This window comes from Stieleria sp. (assembly GCF_041595215.1).
Taxonomy (GTDB): domain Bacteria; phylum Planctomycetota; class Planctomycetia; order Pirellulales; family Pirellulaceae; genus Stieleria; species Stieleria magnilauensis.
In genome coordinates, this window is sequence record NZ_JBFHKV010000794.1 from 1 (window position 1) to 4,176 (window position 4,176).

The 4,176-nt window shown below is 57.9% G+C and carries 3 protein-coding genes; all 3 read left to right on the top strand.

Features of this window, described 5'->3' with window-relative positions; translation table 11 throughout:
- Positions 1–793 (top strand): hypothetical protein (locus ABX749_RS24270; RefSeq protein ID WP_372898265.1); only part of this gene is annotated, 793 nt, incomplete at its 5' end.
- 30 nt (positions 794–823) lie between these two features.
- Complete coding sequence (locus tag ABX749_RS24275; protein WP_372898266.1) at positions 824–1,447, top strand: hypothetical protein; 624 nt, start codon at positions 824–826, stop codon at positions 1,445–1,447.
- A gap of 268 nt (positions 1,448–1,715) precedes the next feature.
- Positions 1,716–4,019 carry a hypothetical protein gene (locus ABX749_RS24280; protein WP_372898267.1) on the top strand — a complete coding sequence of 768 codons (2,304 nt, stop codon included), beginning with the start codon at positions 1,716–1,718 and terminating at the stop codon, positions 4,017–4,019.
- Positions 4,020–4,176: the final 157 nt, after the last annotated feature.

The window sequence follows — 4,176 nt, forward strand, 5'->3', positions numbered from 1 at the left end:
CAGCGCGGACTTCAGCTTCCAAAACGGACGTGTGTTCTTGAACCTGCCACCGCACGGCTTTGGGGAACTCATCGTGACGACCGCTGGCGGCAGCAGTGTACCGATCGCGATGGGTTTTGCGTTCCCGGCTGTGGGTACGATTTACGATGTGGCGTTGGATACGGTCAGCGGCGACCTGTTTGTAGCGACGTCTTCGCAGATTTTGCGTGTCGACGCGGTCAGCGGCCAAACGTTAGCGGCGTTCAACCTGCCCGGCGGCAACAGCACCAACACGGGGCTGCAAGTTTTGCCGACCGCGATGACCCTCGGCGGAGTCGGTGTTTCCGCCGGAAGCCTGCTGGTCACCAATGGCAGCGTCAGCTTTGACAAACTGTACGCAGTCGATCCCACGACGGGTGTGATCCTGGCGACACTCGATCTGGGACAAAACATCGATCCGGTGGCCGGTGTCTACGATCCAACCAGCGGCAGCCTGTTTCTGCTTGACCGCAACGCGAACCTGCTCTGGCAGATCGATCCATCGACCGGCGCCGTCCAAAACAGCTTTGCATTGGCGATCGACGTCTTCCACGGCGGGCTCGCACTTGATCCGGTCAGTGGCAACCTGTGGATCGGTACTAGCCAAAGCACAACGGTCAGCGAGTACACCCTGACCGGATCGCTGGTTCGCACGGTCGATCTGGCGGCGCAAGGACTCGGCAACGAGCTCACCGGTCTGGTCTTCGATTTGGCCGGCCAGCTACTGGCGGCGTCCACGCTGGGCGTCGTCTATCGATTCGATTTAAACGTCTAACCCCTTACTCATGAAGCAACGATAGAGTCCATGTCCTCAACATTCTGTTCAAAAACATCGCGTTATGCGATTTGCGTGTTATTGGCGTTCAGTTGGACGGAGTCCCGTGCGGCGATCGTCACCATCGGGGATTTCAGCACGACACCTTCTGGCGTTGCGCAGTCGGGCAGCGTCGATATCTTCATCGAAGATGATGGATCGTTGCCGATTGAAGTCGCGGCATTCCAGCTCAAGGTCACCGTCGTCGGCGGAGACGCGGGCGCCGTTCTGACCGGTTTTGGAGCTCCATCGAGTCGCCCTTACGTCTTTTCCGGTGCGTCCTCCATGCCGGCCGGTCTGATCTCGAATGATTTCAAAATCGTCGAACTCGGTGACTTTTTGCTGTCCGGAACCAGAAACGTCCTCGGTGGCGAAGGGCTCGCAAGTCTGCAATTCTCGATCCCCGCCAACGCGACGAAGAATTTCAAACTGGACCTCAGCCTGAATCCGCAAGACACGTTCCTTGCCAACGGTGCCGGTCAAAACCAGCCGTTCACCATTCGAGGAGGATCCATTTCTGTCACGGCCATTCCCGAACCGAGTGTCGCCGCGCTGCTGCTTTGCGTCCCCGCAATGTACGTTTGCATGACGAGGCGACGGAGGAGAAGTGCCTGAGACCGGCGGGACGCGTCGTCCAACGGCGACCCTGGGCGACGCATCGGGAGGATTTAGGAGGAGGAAATTAAGATTGCTGCAGGGAAACGGACGACGGGTTTAGAATTGACATGCAAATGTCAATCTGGGCTATGGGAATCTGCTTCGCCCATACGACGATGTTTGCCCCTCCAAGCTGCCGCCAACCTGTTTCCCCGTGAGTCCGGTGATGTTCCCGAGAAGGCCTCCAAGCGCCGCGGTCGCGCTATCCGCGTTCGTGCAGTCCGCGTTGCTACGTTCATCGATTCTGCTAGTCGTCTCGCTCGTCTCTGTTGCGTCGGCACAGGACTTGAAGATCGAATTTGCCAAGGTGCTGCGGCAGTCAACCTTCAAGAGCGAATCCCATAGCATTTGGGGCGGTTCGCTGGTCAAGGGTGACGACGGCTTGTACCACCTGTTTTACAGCCGCTGGCCCAAACACCTCGGCTGGGCCTGGGTCACCGATTCTGAAGTCGCCCATGCGGTCTCCGACAGCCCGTTCGGGCCCTTCCAATTCAAAGACGTGGCGCTGCCCCGTCGCGGACGTGAGTTTTGGGACGGCTGGTGCACCCACAACCCGACGGTCCACCGCTTCGGTGACAAGTATTACCTGTACTACATGGGCAATACCGGCGACGGAATGGTCACGGGCACTCCCGGCAAAGAGAAATTGAATTGGAATCATCGCAACAACCAACGCATCGGCGTCGCGGTGGCCGACAACCCCAACGGCCCCTGGGTTCGCAGTGACAAACCGCTGCTGGATGTCAGCCGCGACGAGGCCGCGATCGACTCATTGATGACGTCGAATCCGTCAGTCTGCCAACGCCCCGACGGCGGATTCTTGATGGTCTACAAAGCCGTCGGAAAAGAATACCCGATGCCCAACGGCGGCCCGGTGGTCCACGGTGTGGCAACGTCGGATCACCCCACCGGACCGTTTAAAAAACACGACCGTCCGATCTTTACGTTCCAAGGCGAACGTTTTCCGGCAGAAGACCCGTACATTTGGCACCAAGCCGGAAAGTACCGGGCGATCGTCAAACGGATCAAACACGAAGGCAAACAACGCGTGTTCTCGTTGGTGCACTACGATTCGCTTGACGGTTTCGATTGGAAACCCGCCAAACACCACGAGATTTCCGAACGGATCGTTCAATGGGAAGACGGAACGGTCGAGCAGTTTGAACACCTGGAACGGCCGCAGGTGTATTTGGAAAACGGCGTCCCGATCGCCTTGCTGTGTGCCGCCGATACCCGCGACGCCAATCGCGTCCGGCACTCCTTCAACATCCAGATTCCGCTGCGTGTTTCATTGATGCCGGCAGCGGCCAGTGATGCTGCGGCCAGTGATGCAGCGGCCGATGAGCCTGCGGCGGGATTCCCCTATGTGTTGCCAAAGCAGAAACCGGACCGCCCACTGAGCGAGGCGATGCGGCGCAACTACGACGCCTATCCCGCGCCCCGACCCGAAGACAACGAGTTGTACACACGATTCAAATACACGCCGCTGAAGGGCTTGGATGATCACGGCGGTGATGGAACCGTCTCACGTCGTGATCCATCCAAAGTGATTTTCGAAAACGGCAAGTACTACGTTTGGTACACCAAACGCGACACCCCCACTCCGCCCCAAGGGCCCGACGGGTTCACCGACACGAAGCCCTCAAGCGACTGGGATTTGGCCGACATCTGGTACGCCACCAGCGAAGATGGATTCAGCTGGGACGAACAAGGCATCGCGGTCGCGCGGCCCGAAAAGCCGTTGCTCGGATGGCGATCGGTCAGCACACCCGATATCCTGGTTTGGAAAGGCAAGTACTACCTGTATTACCAAGGGTTCAGCGAGGCCAGCGGAACGCGTGGCGATGACTGTCCCGTTGCAGTCTCCTACGCTGATTCGCCCGACGGACCGTGGACTGCCCATCATCAAGTCGTCCTCCCCAACGGCGCCTCGGGACAGTGGGACCAGTATTCAGTCCATGATCCCTACCCGTTGGTCTATCGCGGAAAGATCTACCTGTATTACAAGTCCGACTTCGACGGCGACCCAAACCTGGTCCGGATGCAGGGGCTTGCCATCGCCGACGATCCGTTGGGCCCATTTAAAAAACATCCGCTCAACCCCGTGATCAACTCCGGGCACGAAACGACGTTGTTTCCGTTTCGCAATGGGATCGCCGCGTTTGTCATCCGCGACGGTCTAGAGCACTCCACCATCCAATACGCCCCCGACGGCGTCCATTTCAAAATCGCATCGATCGTTTCGCTGATGCCCAACGCGGGCGGGCCGTTCATCCCCGACGCGTTTACCGACACACAAAACGGCCGCGGAATCACCTGGGGGCTGTCACACTTCACCAACGTCTCCACGTGGGACAAGAACCACGCCATTCTTGCCAGATTTGATTGCGATCTGTCGCTCGATGTCAATGATCCGGAGATGAAACGCACCGGCGATTATCACAAACCGGACGTGTTTTTTGAACAAGGTTTAAGTAGCAAACAAAAGGCACGGATCGAGGAAGAGAACAAGACGCTGATGAAACCGTAGTGCTCTGTTCAAATTTGAATTGAGGGTTGTGCTTTTCGAGCGGAAACTAGTCAGGCTGTATTTTGCGCAGCGATGAAATTGTACTGTGTCCTCGGATGCACTTTGCCCACGGATGGCAGCGCGAACCCACGGATGACAGGGTGCCAAAAATCCGTGG

Coding starts and splice junctions, on each gene's coding strand:
- ABX749_RS24275 (WP_372898266.1), top strand. CDS start 824: ATGTCCTCAACATTCTGTTCAAAAACATCGCGTTATGCGATTTGCGTG.